This window comes from Curtobacterium sp. AC272 (assembly GCF_979258155.1).
Genome location: NZ_OZ409838.1, coordinates 3,081,324 through 3,094,359, shown reverse-complemented (window position 1 = coordinate 3,094,359; position 13,036 = coordinate 3,081,324). Strand labels below are relative to the sequence as shown.

The following is a 13,036-nucleotide window of genomic DNA, read 5'->3' as shown; positions in this document are numbered from 1 at the left end:
GGAAGCGGTTGCGGCTACGGCCGCTGGTCGCCGTGCTCGTCGATCTCGCCGTCGACCGTCTCGGGCGGCAGCTCGACCTCGACACGCTCCGCCGTCAGGCGGGCCGCGCGCCGGGCGAAGACCCGGTCGAACACGACGGCGACGACCGCGCCGACGAAGGCACCGATCGTGACGCCCCACAGGCTGAAGTAGCCCACCAGGCTGCCGAAGCTCGACTCTTCCTGCTGGCCACCGAGGTTCATGGTGAGCGAGACGACGATCAGGGTCGCGATGAACCCCAGCACCGCACCGCCGACGATGAACACCCCGAACTTCGGGGCACGACGGATCGTGACCTCGTCAGAGGTGGAGACGGCGTTCGGCGCAGGGGCCGGGACCGGCTGGTCGTCGGGTCGATCGGTGTTGCTCACCCACCCATTGTCCCCCACTGTGGGACGTCTCCCGGCCTGTCCGCGCAGTCCGATCCAGGAGAGGATGATCCGTACGCGTTGGTATCCCAAGGGCTGGAGGTGACACGGATGCGAGAACGGACCGTACGGGGACGAGGCCGCACCCCGAGCACCCCGGCGCGCGTGACCTGGCCCGTGATGCAACGCCACGAAGAGGACCGTGCCGTGTCCGTCGTCGCGGAGCACCAGTGGAGCGTCGCGCTCGTCGGCGCCCCGGGTCTCGGCAAGAGCACCGTCGCCGCCCGCGTCACCGACCGCGTCACCGGACGGGACGCCACCGGGCGCACGGTCGTGGTGCCCATCACCGCCGTCGCCTCCGGGCGGTCGATGCCCTTCGGCGCGATCTCGGACCGCTTCGGCGAGCTGCCGGCGACCCTGTCCGAACTGTCCGACGACGCCGGGGCCGAGCAGCGCCTCCGGGCGATCGCCGACCTGGCCGACCGCGACGTCCTGCTGCGCGTCGACGACGCCGACCACCTCGACGCGATCTCCGCCCGGTACGTGGCGTGGCTCGTCCGGCACCAGGGTGCGCGGCTCGTCCTGACCTGCCGTGACTTCACCGCGCTGCCGGAACCGCTCCGCGCACTGTGGCAGGACGACCTGCTCGAGCGCATCGACCTCGAGCCGCTCACCCTGCGCGAGACATCGGCCCTGGTGGCCGAGGCGCTCGGCTCGCAGCTCGAGAACGCCTCGGCCGAACGGGTGCACCGCGCGACCGCCGGCAACCCGCTCTACCTGCGCGAGGTCGTCCGCGCCGCCCGCACCTCGGGTGCCCTCGAGCACACGGCGTCCGGGTGGTACTGGCGCGGCCGGGTGACGGCGTCGAACAGCCTCGCCGACATGTACCGGACGGAGCTCGGCTCGTTGCCGGAGGACCTGCGCGACGTCGTCGACATCGTGGCACTGGCCGACCCGATCCCGCTCGCGCGGCTGCTCGGCCTGGTCAGCGGCGGCGACGTCGACCGCGTGGTCGCGCTCGGGCTGGTCCGGATCGACTCGCTCGACGACGGCGCCGCGGTGGCCCGTCCGCAGCACCCGCTCGTCGGCGACGTGATCCGCGGCCTGGTACCGGTCGCCCGCCGCACGGCACTGTTCGCCCGCGCGAACGCCTTCCGCGCCGACAGTCCCGAGGGTGCCCCGCCCGCCGCACGGTTGCGGTCGGCGCTCTGGGCGCTCGACTGCGGTGTCGTGCCCCCGGTCGAGCAGCTGCTCGACGCGGCGCAGGTCGCGGTGCGGCTGCAGGAGCACGAGAGCGCGATCGCCCTGGCCTCCGCAGCGCTCCGGCGGACACTGCACCCGAACGAGCAGGTCGCCGCGCGCTGCCTGCGGTCGCTGGCGTACTCGTACACCGACGGGCGCGAGGCCGGTCGCGCCGACGCCGAGGCGGCCTGGGCCGTCGCCCGTGCGGACCCCGGCACGGTGGACGACGCCCTCGTGGTCGAGGCCTGCGAGATCCTCGCCAACATCCGGCAGTTCCACGACGACGACGTGCTGGCAGCGGTCGCGCTCACCGACGTCGCCAGCCGCCTGGTGTCCGGCGAGGCGGTCGAACGGCTCCGCCTGCTGCGCCTTGCGCACCTCGGCTGGGGCGGCCGCTTCGACGAGGTCCGCGCCGAACTCGAGCGCAGCGGCATCGTGCACGCCCCGACCATCCCGTTCGCGTTCCTGTGCGTCGCCCCCTGCGCGATCATGGCGCTCGCGACGGCCGGCCGGCTCGACGACGCCTCGGCCCTCGGTCGCCGGGCACTGGCCACCGCGATCGAGCACCTCGAGGACGCACCGTGGAGCGTCGGCGAGATCGTGTCCGTGCTGCACCAGGTGCAGGTCTGGCGGGGCGACCTCGCCGACCTGCTCACCGAGGTACCCGTCCGACGATCCAACCCGTACCTGAAGTACGACTTCACCCTGGAGCTCATCGGGGACGGCAACCTGGCCATCGGCCAACGGCGCTGGGACGACGCGATCGCGGCGTTCTCGGCAGCCTGCGAGCGGTACGACGTCGCGGACCACGGCGGCTTCGCGGCCTACCCGTGGGCACGACTCGCGATGGCGTACGCCTACGCCGGTCGCACCGAGGACGCCACGCGTGCACTCGACCGGGCGAGGGCCACCCCGCAGCGGGCGATGCGGATCACCGGCGAGCAGGTCGCGGTGACGATCGCCTGGACCGAGGCGGTGCTCGGCAACCCGGCCGGGCTCCGGCACGCCGACGACATCATCGACCGCGGGACGGCGAGCGGTGGGTGGACGCACGTCATGTACGCGCAGACGCTGCACTACGCGATGGACATGCTGAACGGACGCGAGACCGGTACCTCGCTCGGTCGGATGCGCGAGGCCGCCGCTCGGGTCGACGGTCCGCTCGCCGCGGCGATCGTCGAGTACGCCGACGCCCTGACCGCACGCGACCGGACCCGGGTGATCGCGGCGCAGGGGGTGCTCGCGTCGCACGGCATGGCGGTCACGGCCGGCCGGCCGAAACCACCGCTCACGAACCGCGAGTACCAGGTCGCCGAGCTCGCGGCGCAGGGGTTGAGCAACCGCCTGATCGGCGAAGAGCTCGGGCTCTCGACGCGGACCATCGACGCGCACCTGTCGCGCGTGTTCGGCAAGTGGGACCTACATGCTCGTTCGGAGCTCGCCGGACTCTTCTGAGTCGACTCGTGACGCAAGAACGTTGCGCATTGCAGCACGACGCGCCGCGGCGGTTGACACGTTGTGTGGAACATCGCGTACCTTGGTCCCTGTCGCCGGGTTCGGACCCGTTCGGGTCGGGTCCGAATCCCGGCGACTTCAAGCGTAGGTTCGCAGTGCATGCGCCCGCATCGGTAGGGACTACCTAATTCGGTTCGTCCGCCTAGGTAGTGCTGAACGCGACTAGAGCGCGACCCGCACCGGCAGGAACGCCGTCAGGTCCGCACGCGAGCCGGAAGCGCTGACACGTGACTGCGCGACGGCCTCGCCCCAGCTCAGCTCCGCGGTCGCGAGCGCGAGCCACGTCGTGGCGTCCGTCTCGACCACGTTCGGCGGCGTGCCACGGGTGTGGCGCGGTCCGGGGACGGCCTGGACCGCGGCGAACGGCGGCACCCGGACCTCGACACTGTTGCCCGGCACGTCGTCGGCGAGGCGCTGCAGGGTCCACCGGACGGCCGTCGCGACGGTCGCTCGTGCCGTGTCGCCCTGCTGCACCGCGGTCAGTGCGGCGCGGCCGGCGGCGTCCTCGATCCTCCTGGGTGGCATCTCCACAGGCTAGCCGTCGCCTCGCGGGGGGCGAGTCCTGATCGGTAGGGTGATCGGGTGCGAATCCTCGTCCTCGGTTCCGGTGCCCGCGAGCACGCGATCATCACGGCCCTCCTCGCTGAACAGGCGGGCCACGTCATCACGGCTGCTCCCGGCAACGCCGGCATCGCCGCCGATGTCGAGACCGTCTCCCTCGACCCCACCAACGGCGCACTCGTCGCCGAGTACGCGATCGAGAACGGCGTCGAACTGGTCGTCGTCGGGCCCGAGGCGCCGCTCATCGCCGGTGTGGCCGACCCCGTCCGCACCCGGGGCATCCCGGTCTTCGGGCCGGGCAAGGCCGCCGCGCAACTCGAGGGCTCGAAGGCCTTCGCCAAGCGCATCATGTCCGAGGCGAACGTGCCGACCGGCCGCCCGGTGTACGCCGGCACGGCGGACGAGGCCGTCGCCGCGATCGACGAGCTCGGCGCACCGTACGTCGTGAAGGCCGACGGGCTGGCCGCGGGCAAGGGCGTCCTCGTGACCGAGGACCGTCAGGCCGCGATCGACCACGCCACCTACTGGCTGCAGCACGGGCACGTCGTGGTCGAGGAGTTCCTCGACGGCGAAGAGGTCTCGTTGTTCTTCCTGAGCGACGGCCACGACGTCCGCCCGCTCAGCCCCGCGCAGGACTACAAGCGCCTGGCCGACGGCGATCTCGGGCCGAACACCGGCGGAATGGGCGCCTACTCGCCGCTGCCGTGGCTGGCCGATCGTTGGGCGTCCGAGCAGGCCTTCGTCGACGAGGTCACCGAGCTGGTCGCGCTGCCCACCGTCCGTCGTCTCGAGCACGAGGGCACCCCGTTCGTCGGGCTCCTCTACTGCGGGCTCATCGTCACCGAGCAGGGCGTCCGGGTCATCGAGTTCAACGCCCGCTTCGGCGACCCGGAGACCCAGGTCGTCCTCCCCCGCCTGGCGACGCCGCTGAGCGGACTGCTGCTCGCCGCCGCGACGGGGCAGCTCGGGGGCACCCCGGCACCGTCGTTCCGTCCGGACGCGGCGGTCACGGTCGTGCTCGCGAGCGAGGGCTACCCGGAGAACCCGCAGACCGGCCGTCCGATCACCGGCATCGACGCCGCGAACGCCCGCGACGGCGTCTCCGTCGCACACGCCGCCACCGGGCTGCTCGACGGCTCCCTCGTCGCCACCGGCGGTCGTGTGCTCAGCGTCGTCGCGACCGGGGCCGACTTCGTCCAGGCGCGGGAGCGCGCCTACGCGGGCCTCGGCGACATCACCTTGCAGGGCGCGCAGTACCGCACCGACATCGCCGCGAAGGTCACCCGATGAGCGCCGCGCCCGTGATCGAGGGCTGGGAGCACGTCTCGTCGGGCAAGGTCCGCGAGCTCTACGTGCCGACCGGCACCGCCGACATCCAGAGTGCGTCCGAGCTGCTGCTCGTGGCGTCCGACCGCGTCAGTGCCTACGACTTCGCACTCGAGCCACCGATCCCCGGCAAGGGCGAGCTGCTCACCCGCCTGTCGCGCTTCTGGTTCACGCAGCTGAGCGACGTGCCGAACCACATCATCGGCCCGTCGTCCGGTGGCACCCCCGTACCGGCCGAGGTCGAGTCGCGGTCGATGCACGTCATGCCGCTCGAGATGTTCCCCGTCGAGTGCGTCGTGCGCGGGTACCTGGTCGGCAGCGGCTGGGCCGAGTACCAGCAGACCGGCAGCGTCTGCGGCGTCGCCCTGCCCCAGGGGCTGTCGAACGGCGACCGGTTGCCCGAGCCGATCTACACCCCGGCCTACAAGGCACCGCAGGGCGAGCACGACGAGAACATCTCGTACGAGCAGACCGTCGACCTGGTCGGCGCCGAGGTCGCGGCGACCCTGCGCGACCTGTCGCTGCACGTGTACACCGAGGCAGCCGCGATCGCCCTCGAGCGCGACGTCGTGATCGCGGACACCAAGTTCGAGTTCGGGCAGGACGCCGACGGCCGGATCCGGATCGCGGACGAGGTCCTGACCAGCGACTCGAGCCGGTACTGGGACGCCCGGGCCGACGGTCGCACGGACTCCTTCGACAAGCAGATCGTGCGCGACTGGCTCAGCGCCAACTGGGACCGCCAGGGAACGCCCCCGGTGCTGCCCGAGGCCATCGTGTCCCGCACCGCCGCGCGCTACGCCGAGCTCATCGAGCGCCTCGGCGCCTAGTCGCGCGCGACCACGACGACGGTCAGGTCGTCGCCGGGGTCGTGGTCGACCGCACGCGACCGCACCCGCTGCAGGAACGTCGCGATGTCCGGCGACCCGCGGTAGAGCACCCCGAGCTGCGACAGTGACGCGAGCGTGGAGTCCCACAGCTCGAGCGCGCCGTCGCTGACCACGATGACCACGTCACCCGGACGCATGACGAGCGACCCGGAGGCACGTTCGATGCCCGCGGGGTGCAGCCCGATCGGCAGGTCCGATGACCGCAGGATCCGCTCGGCGCCGTCGTCGCGGAGCTGCAGGACGAGTCCGTGTCCGGCGTCGGTGAAGTCGATCCGGCCGGTCGAGGGCGTGAGCCGGCCGTGGAACATCGTCGCGAACGACTCGGCGCGGCTGAGGTCGGGTGCTACCTGCGCCTCGAGCTCGGCGACGGCGACGTCGGGTGCCAGGTCGCCGCGGGCGAGCAGTGCACCGCGGATGTTCGCGGCGAGCAGCCCAGCCGACATGCCCTTGCCCATGACGTCCGCCACCGTCAGGTGCACGGCGTCGTCACCCGAACGGTGCCAGTCGTGGAAGTCGCCGGAGACGACGCCGTGCGGCACCGACAGCCCGGCGATCCGGTAGCCGGGTACGTCGACGGTGCCGGGTTCGAGCCCCGCGAGCACGGACCGCAGGCGGTCCTCGTCGGCGCCGGCTGCCAGTTCCCGCTCGGCCCAGACACCGAGTTCCTGGAGCAGGGCGACCTCGTCGGCGTCGAGGGTCCGCGGTTCCGGGTCGATGAGGCAGAGCGTGCCGACCTTGACGTCGTCGTCGCCGAGCCGCAGCGGGACCCCGGCGTAGAAGCGCACGTTCGGGTCGCCGACGACCATCGGCATGTCGGAGTAGCGGGCGTCGATGCGCGCATCCGGCACGAGCACGGGGCCGCGCTCCCCCAGCGTCCGCCCGCAGAAGGTGTCCTGCAGCGGGATGACCGGTCCGAAGTGGCTGTCGCTCTGCTGGGACTTGATGGTCAGCGAGGTCTCGCCCGCCAAGTTGAGGAAGGAGCCAGAGACACCGAGGGCTTCACGCGCGATGCGGGTGATCCGGTCGAAGCGCTCTTCGGCGCCACCCTCGACCACGTCGAGTGCGGCGAGCAGCGCTGCTCGGCGCACGGCGTCGGGCGCGCCGGTGACTGGGACGGTCGTCGCTGTCTCCGAGTGCATGCACCCACGCTAACGCGCCAACCGGACAGGTCCTGTCCCCACTACGGAGGACGCACCACCCCAGTCCGCGGGGCAGGCTCGCCGAGTGTTCGGCGGCCGACCCTGGTCCGGCGCGGCCCGGCGCCGGACTACCCTGGACGCGTGTCCCGCCGTGTCCTGCCCGCCGTCGCCCTCGCCGCGGCGGCACTGGTGACGCTCGCGGGGTGCGGTGCCCACGACTCGACCGGTCAAGTCTCGGTCACCGTGTCGGACAACGCCGCCGACCGACCGTACGAGGTCAAGGTCTTCGCGTCGACGGGCAAGCTCTCCGAGCACCAGCGGGTGTTCCCCGGTGGCACCGCGGACTTCGCGGGGGTCCCGCTCGGCAAGGTGACCGTCCGCGCGGGCTCACTGTGCCCGCAGACGACGACGGTGACGAACGACGCCGTCGCGACGGTCACCCTGACGACGACGGGCTGCTGAGCGCGGGTCGGTTCAGACCGCGCCGGGGCCCCGTGCGATCGTCTCGTGCGGCTGCTCGCCGAAGCGTGCGCGGTAGTGGGCGGCGAAGCGCCCGAGGTGCGTGAACTGCCAGCGACGGGCGACGTCGCTCACCAGCAGCGCGCCCGAACGCGATCGGCCGAGTTCGAGGTGGACCCGGTCGAGCCGGACCTCGCGCAGGTACTGCATCGGCGTCACCGCGAGCCGCCGGCGGAAGAGGTCCTGCACGCCGCGCTCGCTCAGGCCGCACGAGTCCGCGATGTCGCCCACCGAGAGCGGCCGGTCGGCCTGGTCGTGCACGAAGCGGATCGCACGACGCATCCGGTGCTCGACGTCGGACCGCGACGGTGAGAACGTCGACAGCACGACCGTCGCGATGCGTCGGTTCAGGGCAGCCCGCTCATCGGCCGGCAGCGCGGGGTCGAGGACGCGACCGGTGACGTCGCGGAGCAGTGCTCGGAGGGTTCGATCCGAGGGTCGGCGGCGGCCGGTTGCCGGAACTCGGCCGCTGGGCCGCCGTCGCCGTCGCCGTCGCGTCCGCCGAGCAACGCCGGCGACAGGTGCAGCAGGGTCATCGCCGTGGCGTCGGTGTCGAAGCCGTACGCCACCGAGGCGGAGAGCATCATCGGGCGTTCGGCGCCGACGTCCCAGCTCGAGCCGTCGTCCGCGGTCAGGCGGGCACGGCCGTCGGCGAGCCAGAAGACCACGTGGTCCGCTCGGGGGCCGATCGTGCCGGAGCGGTGTCCGTGCGTCCCGATGCGCCGGATCGACAGCTCTGCGTCACCCCCGGTCACGTAGTCCATGGGCGCAGCGTCCATGGACGCAGCGTCCATGGACGCAGCGTCCATGGGCGCAGCGTCCATGGGCGCAGCGTCCATGGGCGCAGCGTCCATGGGCGCAGCGTCCATGGGCGCAGCGTCCGTGGGCGCAGCGTCCGTGGGCGCAGCGTCCGTGGGCACAGCGTTCATCGGAACAGCGCCTCCACTCACCCCGCTGCGGACGGTCCGGCACGGGAATCGGAACGCTACCGCACCGGACGACCGGGGCGGGCAACGACCGCCGGGGACCGATCCGGGTCGCTCAGGACGGGTCGGGCACCTGGTCCCACTCGTCCGCGTACCGCGAGAGCACCGTCCACCGTGACACCGGCCACGTGGTGATGAACGCACGACCGACCACGTCGTCGACCGGCACCGTGCCGTGCACGCGGGAGTCCGCCGAGTTGTACCGGTTGTCGCCCATCACCCAGATGCGCCCTTTCGGCACGGTGATGTCGAAGTCGGTGCCGGAGACCCGGTCCGACCCGATCTCGGGCACCACGTACGGTTCGTCGACCGGGTGGCCGTTCACCGACAGCCGACCACCGGTGCCGCAGCACGAGACGGTGTCGCCGGGCAGGCCGATCACACGCTTGATCAGGTCGTCTCCCTGCCCGGTGCCGAGCCAGCCGCCCGGGTCCTGGAACACGACGACGTCACCGCGCTGCAGCGGCACGGCGCCGGGGACGAGTTCGTTGACGAGCACACGGTCGCCGATGAGCAACGTGTTCTCCATCGACGCGGACGGGATGTAGAAGGACCGGACCAGGTAGGTCTTCACCAGGAACGACGCCAGCAGCGCCACGACGACGATGACGACGAGGTCGCGGAGGAACCTCCAGCCGGCGCGCTTCGGCTTCGGCTCGGACTCGGTGGCGCTCAATGCGTCAACACCACCTTCACGAGACCGATCACGAACGCCACGGCGGCCAGCACGATGCCACCCCAGAGCCCGAGGAACGTGGGCCGCTTGCCACTGAAGCGCTGCATGAAGACGCCGACCATCCCGATGCGCACGACCAGGATGACCAGGGCGGCCGTCTGCGCCCACCCCGTCGGGATCCACCCGATCCACGCCACCGCGTACAGCACCGCGGGGATGAGCCCGGACGTCGCGATCGGGTTCGCGTTCCGCATGATCGTCACGACCGATTCGCGGCGGGCGTCGTCCGTCTGGGAGTCGTCGCCGCCGAGGCCGTGCGCCACCAGGTGCGCGAGCACGTGCGCCAGGTAGGTCAGGACCGCGGTCGCCAGGACGGCCCAGATCGCCGAACCATGGTGGATCGCGGCCGGGTCGACGGCGATCGCGGCGGCGAGCACCGTGATGTTGCCGTAGATGTAGGACGACATCCGGTCACGCACGTGCTCGATCGGCAGGTCGCGCGGGTCCGGACGACCGCCGCGGGGTCCGCGTCCGCGTCCGAGCGGTGGTCGTGTGCGTGGCATCCGTCCATCTTGGCCCTCGCATGCCGGTCCTCGCCGACAGGACACCGAGTGCGATGGCCACACGCGTGGCCGGTTCCGGCAGACTGGGTGGCGATCGGTGCGACGGCGCACCGGACAGGAGGCCCGTATGACGTCCGCACGACCACTCGCCCTCGTGACCGGCGTGGGCCGCAGAGCCGGCATCGGCGCGGCGCTCGCCACCCGTCTGGCGACCGACGGCTGGGACCTGGCCATCTCGTGGTGGGGCCCGTACGACGACCGCGTGAGCGGCGGGGCGGATCCCGACGGGGTCGAATCCGTCGTGCAGGAGTGCGAGTCGGTGGGTGCACGCGTGACGCGCCTCCCGGTCGACCTGGAGGACCCGGACCAGGCGGCCGCCCTGGTCGGCCGCGCCGAGACCGAGGCGGGCGCACCCGTCACCGCGCTGGTGATGTCGCACTGCGAATCGGTCGACTCGGACGTCCGGACCACGTCGGTCGAGTCGTGGGACCGGCACTTCGCGGTCAACGCCCGCGCGCCGTTCCTGCTCGTGCAGGCGTACGCGGCGGCACTCGAACGCGCTGGCGACGCCGCGCCGCGGGACCGACGGCGGATCGTCGCACTGACGAGCGACCACATCGCGTACAACCTGCCGTACGGGGCGTCGAAGGGGGCACTCGACCGCCTCGTGTTCGGTGCCGCGAAGGAGCTCGGCAGCCTCGGCGTCAGCGCGAACGTCGTGAACCCCGGCCCGAACGACACCGGGTGGATGTCCGACGACGTCAAGCGCTGGGCGGTCGAGGGCACGCCGCTCGGCCGGCTCGGACGACCGTCGGACACCGCTGCACTCGTCGGGTTCCTCTGCTCGGAGCAGGGGCGCTGGGTGAACGGGCAGCTGCTGACGTCGGACGGCGGGATCTCGAACCGCGCGTGACCCGCGCAGTCGGCAGCCGGCGCCGAGTCTCGGGGTCAGCGACACTTCTCGTGGCTGCGGGCGCGAGAAGTGTCGCTCAGCCCGAGTCTCGGCCGCCCGCGGCGGACCGCGTCAGCCGCGACCGGGCGCGGTCACCTCGATGCGGTTCGCCCACGGGTCCTCGAACGCGACCGTCCGGCCGTCGTCGGCGGTCTGCACCCCGGTGTCGTGCATGCGTGCGACGAGGGCACCGAGGTCGTCCGACCCGGGCACCTCGATCCGCACGAGCCCCAGCCCGAGCGCGAGCTGGCGGCGCCCGGCGCCGCGGGAGTTCCAGGTGTTCATCGCCATGTGGTGGTGGTACCCGCCGGCGCTGACGAACAGTGCCTCGCCCCACCCGGCCGTCGTCGCGAAGCCGAGCTTGTCGACGTAGAAGTCCTTCGCGCTGGCGACGTCGCCGACCGACAGGTGCACGTGGCCGACCCGACCCGGCGCGTTCGGCGCGGACTCCACCGCGTCGGCCGTCAGGTGCTCCTGCAGGAACGCGTTCGGGTCGACGTACTTCGTGTCCATGTCGACCATGCCGTGCGTCCACGACCACTCTGTGCGGTCGCGGTCCCAGTACAGCTCGACGCCGTTGCCCTCGGGATCGGTGAAGTAGAACGCGTTGCTCACCAGGTGATCGGCGCTGCCGGTGAAGGTCTGCGGGAACTTCGTCGCGACCGAGTAGAGCGCGGCGGCCAGGTCGGCCCTCGTGTCGAACAGGATCGCGGTGTGGAACAGGCCGGCGTCGTGCGGGCCGGCGTGCTGCATCGACGGCGCGTGCTCGAGGATCACGATCGGGATCGCCAGGCCACCGGCGCCCGGTCGCCCCAGCACGGCGACGCCGCCCTCGTTCGAGAGCAGCGCGAGCTGGACGCCGTCGCGGTAGTAGCCGATCATCCGGTCGAGGTTCGCGACGCGGAGGGTGACGGCACCCATCCCGGTGTCGGCGGCGAGGAGGTCCTGCGTGTGCATGGCACCAGTGTGCGCCCATTTGGTTGACGCGTCAACCAAATGGTGCCGGTCGCCTGCGCCAGAGCGACAGATCCACGCGACCCCGGTACGACGTGTCCGCCAAAGTGACAGATCGCCGCGAACAGTTCGCGGCGATCTGTCGCTTTGGCGGACGAGACGAGCAGCGGATCGGGCGCGCAGGCGACGGGCGGCCCGGTGTGCGTCCGACTCGCCAGTCGCGGTCAGCGGGAGCGGAAGTAGCGGTGCAGCGCGCGCTCGCGGATCGCGGCTGCGGCGAGCGCCCCACCGAGCAACGCGCCGACGAGCCCGAGGGACGCGATCGCGATCGCCTCGCGCACGATCGGCAGCGCGTCGTCGACGTCGAGGCCACGCACCGACGCCACCGCGACGCTGGTCGCGACCAGGGCCCCGACCGATCCCCAGACCACGTGCTGCAGGACGATGCCGAGGACCTGCGCGCTCCGCGGTACCCCGACGTGCCGGTCGGAGGCCAGGGCGAGCCGGCGCCGTGCGACCGCTGCCGCGCCGATCGTCAGCCCCACGAGGGCCGCTGCACCGATTGGGACGAGCACTGGCTGCCGCGCCGCGGGGTGAAGACCGCGCCCAGGGTCGGGTTGAGCTGCCCGGCGGTCGGTCGGTCTTCGCCGTCGGCCCCGCTCGCTGGCAGGACGGTGCGCCGGAGCATCGAGACCGTGTCGTCGCGCTGCGGCCACACCGTCACCCAGCAGGCGTCGAACGGCGACCCGTCGTCCACCGTCGGCGCGAGGACCGCGTACTCCAGGTCGGGGTCCCGGCCGTCGTCGGGGTGGTCGTACACACCGGCGACTCCGGTGCCCGCGCCGCCCACCGTCACGAGGCGATCGCCGGCAGCAAGCCCCAGGGTCTCGTGCACCGTGGGCGAGACGATCACTCCCGCGGCCCCGCCGGCAGCGGAGCCGCCGAGCAAACCACGCACCCCGGCGGTCACCTCGTAGGTCGGGATCGCCGAGCCCGGCAGCGCGGCGGGGACGACCCCGGCGTCGAGGCGCCGGAACGCACCGGACGCGATGACCCCTTCGGCATCCGCGAGGGCATCGCACACGCGGCCGTCGATCCGGCCCTCGGCCCGCTGGACGGTCGTCGCCGCACCGCCCGCGACGAACACCGCAGCCGCTCGGACGTCACCGGCGACCGCAGCTGCGCGCATGCCCACGACACCGCTGAGCAGCACCGCGAGGACGGCAGCGGTCACGGCCGCCCACGAGGCTCCGGAGGCGATGTCGCGCCACGCCTCCCGCCAGACCTCGGTCACCTGCATCCGGCG

15 protein-coding genes are annotated in these 13,036 nt (G+C 72.4%); 5 read left to right on the top strand and 10 right to left on the bottom strand.

Going from position 1 to position 13,036, the window contains the following annotated elements:
* Positions 1-14: 14 nt before the first annotated feature.
* Entirely contained in the window at positions 15-410 is a 396-nt protein-coding gene (locus ACZZ0J_RS15920) for a hypothetical protein (protein ID WP_111085569.1), read from the bottom strand.
* 162 nt (positions 411-572) lie between these two features.
* Here ACZZ0J_RS15920 and ACZZ0J_RS15915 point away from each other — a divergent pair, with 162 nt between their 5' ends.
* Complete coding sequence (locus ACZZ0J_RS15915; RefSeq protein WP_463437662.1) at positions 573-3,104, top strand: helix-turn-helix transcriptional regulator; 2,532 nt, start codon at positions 573-575, stop codon at positions 3,102-3,104.
* Between the two features lie 222 nt (positions 3,105-3,326).
* On the opposite strand, the gene ACZZ0J_RS15910 is transcribed toward ACZZ0J_RS15915, so the two are convergent.
* On the bottom strand, positions 3,327-3,689 hold the full coding sequence (locus ACZZ0J_RS15910) for a sterol carrier family protein (protein ID WP_463437661.1): 363 nt from the start codon (positions 3,687-3,689) through the stop codon (positions 3,327-3,329).
* Positions 3,690-3,746: 57 nt separating this feature from the next.
* Here ACZZ0J_RS15910 and purD point away from each other — a divergent pair, with 57 nt between their 5' ends.
* Together purD and ACZZ0J_RS15900 are read left to right on the top strand one after the other, a co-directional pair.
* Positions 3,747-5,015 carry a phosphoribosylamine--glycine ligase gene (gene purD, locus ACZZ0J_RS15905; RefSeq protein WP_463437660.1) on the top strand — a complete coding sequence of 423 codons (1,269 nt, stop codon included), beginning with the start codon at positions 3,747-3,749 and terminating at the stop codon, positions 5,013-5,015.
* Positions 5,012-5,881 (top strand): phosphoribosylaminoimidazolesuccinocarboxamide synthase, encoded by an 870-nt coding sequence (locus ACZZ0J_RS15900; protein ID WP_463437659.1) that lies wholly within the window; start codon positions 5,012-5,014, stop codon positions 5,879-5,881. Before purD ends, ACZZ0J_RS15900 begins: the two co-directional genes overlap by 4 nt.
* On the opposite strand, the gene ACZZ0J_RS15895 is transcribed toward ACZZ0J_RS15900, so the two are convergent.
* Positions 5,878-7,080: a PP2C family protein-serine/threonine phosphatase gene (locus ACZZ0J_RS15895; RefSeq protein WP_463437658.1), complete on the bottom strand. Its 1,203-nt coding sequence runs from the start codon at positions 7,078-7,080 to the stop codon at positions 5,878-5,880. The two genes, ACZZ0J_RS15900 and ACZZ0J_RS15895, sit on opposite strands and share 4 nt — an antisense overlap.
* Positions 7,081-7,221: 141 nt before the next feature.
* On the opposite strand from ACZZ0J_RS15895, the gene ACZZ0J_RS15890 reads away from it, so the two are divergent.
* Positions 7,222-7,542 (top strand): hypothetical protein, encoded by a 321-nt coding sequence (locus ACZZ0J_RS15890; protein ID WP_111085574.1) that lies wholly within the window; start codon positions 7,222-7,224, stop codon positions 7,540-7,542.
* 12 nt (positions 7,543-7,554) lie between these two features.
* On the opposite strand, the gene ACZZ0J_RS15885 is transcribed toward ACZZ0J_RS15890, so the two are convergent.
* The 4 genes from ACZZ0J_RS15885 to ACZZ0J_RS15870 form a co-directional block, all read right to left on the bottom strand.
* On the bottom strand, positions 7,555-7,926 hold the full coding sequence (locus ACZZ0J_RS15885; protein WP_463437657.1) for a helix-turn-helix transcriptional regulator: 372 nt from the start codon (positions 7,924-7,926) through the stop codon (positions 7,555-7,557).
* A gap of 20 nt (positions 7,927-7,946) precedes the next feature.
* On the bottom strand, positions 7,947-8,378 hold the full coding sequence (locus ACZZ0J_RS15880; protein ID WP_463437656.1) for a hypothetical protein: 432 nt from the start codon (positions 8,376-8,378) through the stop codon (positions 7,947-7,949).
* A gap of 262 nt (positions 8,379-8,640) precedes the next feature.
* Positions 8,641-9,261, bottom strand: a complete 621-nt coding sequence (gene lepB, locus ACZZ0J_RS15875; protein ID WP_463437655.1) for a signal peptidase I — start codon at positions 9,259-9,261, stop codon at positions 8,641-8,643.
* Positions 9,258-9,824 (bottom strand): hypothetical protein, encoded by a 567-nt coding sequence (locus ACZZ0J_RS15870; protein ID WP_123937518.1) that lies wholly within the window; start codon positions 9,822-9,824, stop codon positions 9,258-9,260. The genes lepB and ACZZ0J_RS15870 overlap by 4 nt, the downstream gene beginning before the upstream one ends.
* A gap of 127 nt (positions 9,825-9,951) precedes the next feature.
* Between ACZZ0J_RS15870 and ACZZ0J_RS15865 the strand changes: the two genes are divergently transcribed.
* The gene (locus ACZZ0J_RS15865) at positions 9,952-10,737 is read left to right on the top strand and encodes an SDR family oxidoreductase (protein ID WP_194648524.1); all 786 of its coding nucleotides are present in this window, start codon (positions 9,952-9,954) and stop codon (positions 10,735-10,737) included.
* Positions 10,738-10,848: 111 nt separating this feature from the next.
* Here the strand turns inward: ACZZ0J_RS15865 and ACZZ0J_RS15860 are convergent, their stop codons facing one another.
* The 3 genes from ACZZ0J_RS15860 to ACZZ0J_RS15850 form a co-directional block, all read right to left on the bottom strand.
* The gene (locus tag ACZZ0J_RS15860) at positions 10,849-11,733 is read right to left on the bottom strand and encodes a VOC family protein (protein ID WP_123340130.1); all 885 of its coding nucleotides are present in this window, start codon (positions 11,731-11,733) and stop codon (positions 10,849-10,851) included.
* Positions 11,734-11,954: 221 nt separating this feature from the next.
* Positions 11,955-12,275 (bottom strand): hypothetical protein, encoded by a 321-nt coding sequence (locus ACZZ0J_RS15855; protein ID WP_463437654.1) that lies wholly within the window; start codon positions 12,273-12,275, stop codon positions 11,955-11,957.
* Positions 12,266-13,030, bottom strand: coding sequence for a hypothetical protein (locus ACZZ0J_RS15850; RefSeq protein WP_463437653.1), 765 nt, complete (start codon positions 13,028-13,030; stop codon positions 12,266-12,268). The genes ACZZ0J_RS15855 and ACZZ0J_RS15850 overlap by 10 nt, the downstream gene beginning before the upstream one ends.
* Between the last annotated feature and the right edge of the window lie 6 nt (positions 13,031-13,036).

What these genes read in the sequence shown, in the direction of transcription:
- ACZZ0J_RS15910 (WP_463437661.1), bottom strand. Translation starts at nt 3,689, where the DNA reads ATGCCACCCAGGAGGATCGAGGACGCCGCCGGCCGCGCCGCACTGACC.
- ACZZ0J_RS15900 (WP_463437659.1), top strand. Translation starts at nt 5,012, where the DNA reads ATGAGCGCCGCGCCCGTGATCGAGGGCTGGGAGCACGTCTCGTCGGGC.
- ACZZ0J_RS15895 (WP_463437658.1), bottom strand. Translation starts at nt 7,080, where the DNA reads ATGCACTCGGAGACAGCGACGACCGTCCCAGTCACCGGCGCGCCCGAC.
- ACZZ0J_RS15880 (WP_463437656.1), bottom strand. Translation starts at nt 8,378, where the DNA reads ATGGACGCTGCGCCCATGGACTACGTGACCGGGGGTGACGCAGAGCTG.
- ACZZ0J_RS15870 (WP_123937518.1), bottom strand. Translation starts at nt 9,824, where the DNA reads ATGCCACGCACACGACCACCGCTCGGACGCGGACGCGGACCCCGCGGC.
- ACZZ0J_RS15865 (WP_194648524.1), top strand. Translation starts at nt 9,952, where the DNA reads ATGACGTCCGCACGACCACTCGCCCTCGTGACCGGCGTGGGCCGCAGA.
- ACZZ0J_RS15860 (WP_123340130.1), bottom strand. Translation starts at nt 11,733, where the DNA reads ATGCACACGCAGGACCTCCTCGCCGCCGACACCGGGATGGGTGCCGTC.
- ACZZ0J_RS15850 (WP_463437653.1), bottom strand. Translation starts at nt 13,030, where the DNA reads ATGCAGGTGACCGAGGTCTGGCGGGAGGCGTGGCGCGACATCGCCTCC.